General features: G+C 35.9%; 3 protein-coding genes. All 3 read left to right on the top strand.

Annotated elements, in window-relative coordinates:
- On the top strand, positions 1–253 hold a 253-nt coding region (locus ACFIJK_RS09200; RefSeq protein ID WP_375627579.1), incomplete at its 5' end, for a hypothetical protein.
- A 55-nt stretch (positions 254–308) separates the two neighbouring features.
- Positions 309–743 (top strand): antA/AntB antirepressor family protein, encoded by a 435-nt coding sequence (locus ACFIJK_RS09195; RefSeq protein ID WP_375627578.1) that lies wholly within the window; start codon positions 309–311, stop codon positions 741–743.
- A partial coding sequence (locus ACFIJK_RS09190; protein ID WP_375627577.1) for a Rha family transcriptional regulator occupies positions 736–1,403 on the top strand: 668 nt, incomplete at its 3' end. The genes ACFIJK_RS09195 and ACFIJK_RS09190, both read left to right, overlap by 8 nt.

Below are 1,403 nucleotides of genomic sequence, written 5' to 3'. Positions count from 1 at the left end.
AGATGATGCAATCCAAATCTTTCGCATCAATCCTTCTGAGAATAATTGTGAAGATATCTCTGAAGAAATTGCAGAAGTATATGTAAAAGAAAATATCGAACATCTCCATGAAGATAGTGAGGTTCATTATTTTATATGCGAAAGTGATGTTTACAATAAACTTTTAGATGAGATCGCAGACGAAAAATATAATGATGAGATTTATGGTACTTACGAACAACAACACCGTTTGCGTGCATGTGATGTGCTTTAAAATCTAAGGGCGTTTTAAAGACGCCCCTTTCAATCCCACCAATATGAGGTCTGTAATGGAAAAGCTTCTTGCTACTCAATACAATATTATTCAGCATCAAAAGGTTCAAACTATTAGCGCTCGTGATTTATATACCTTTTTAGAGGTAAAAACCGAGTTTAGAAAGTGGATAACAAACTGTATTAAAGAACTTAGCTTTAGAGAAGATGTCGACTTTGTACTTTCTACTAAAGAATTATCAAACTCCTCACGTGGAAATCCTTTTAAAGATTATGCTCTCACTTTAGACACAGCAAAACACATTGCCATTTGTGAACCTGGTCTCAAAGGTAAACAAGTGCGTGAATATTTTCTGAAATGCGAAAAAAAAGCAAATTCAAAAATCGATTATTCAAATCCTGAAACATTAGAAGATTTCTTAAGACATCTAAGACAGCAAATTAAGCAGAATGACAATGTTGTCACAGCGAACGGAGTGAAGCATGCGTAATTTTATTACAACATCTGAAAGCAATTTTCAAAACACAACAATTCCAACCATGTCTAGTCGTGAAATTGCAGAATTGTGTAGTAAACAACATAAACACGTTATGCGTGATATTAAGCAAATGCTTGAAGAGTTGCACTCTAAAAGTACTGAGCCCAAATTTGGGCTGAGTGAATTTGTAGGTTTTTACAAAGATTCAACTGGTCGCACTCTCCCTTGTTACAACCTTCCTAAACGTGAATGCCTCATTTTAGTTTCGGGTTACAGCATGACATTACGTGCTAGGATTATAGACCGTTGGCAAGAATTGGAAAAGCAAGCAGTAATACCACAAATCGACTATTCAAGTCCAAAGGCTATGATTGGCTTTTTGAATTACCTACAAGGTCAAATAGATCAAAAAGACACCATCATTGAAGATTTAACACCAAAAGCCATGGCTCTTGAAAGCTTACAGCGTCATAATGGACTCTTTGGTCTTACAGAAACCGCTAAAATACTCGAGATGCAACCAAAACAATTCATTCAATTCTTACAGCAAAAAGGTTGGGTTTACAGACGAGCAGCAGGTGGAAATTTGCTACCGTATCAAGACAAAATCCAAAAGAAACTTATGGATTGTCCAACCATCACACTTCAAACCGCAAGTGGAATAGAAAAAGT

The organism is Bartonella sp. PS17NMGDW (genome assembly GCF_042193555.1).
Lineage (GTDB): Bacteria > Pseudomonadota > Alphaproteobacteria > Rhizobiales > Rhizobiaceae > Bartonella > Bartonella grahamii.
The sequence above is the reverse complement of the archived record's forward strand: the minus strand, read 5'-3'. Positions and strand labels throughout refer to the sequence as shown.

Bases quoted from the DNA above. Each gene is read 5' to 3' on its own strand.
- ACFIJK_RS09195 (WP_375627578.1), top strand. From the start codon at position 309: ATGGAAAAGCTTCTTGCTACTCAATACAATATTATTCAGCATCAAAAG.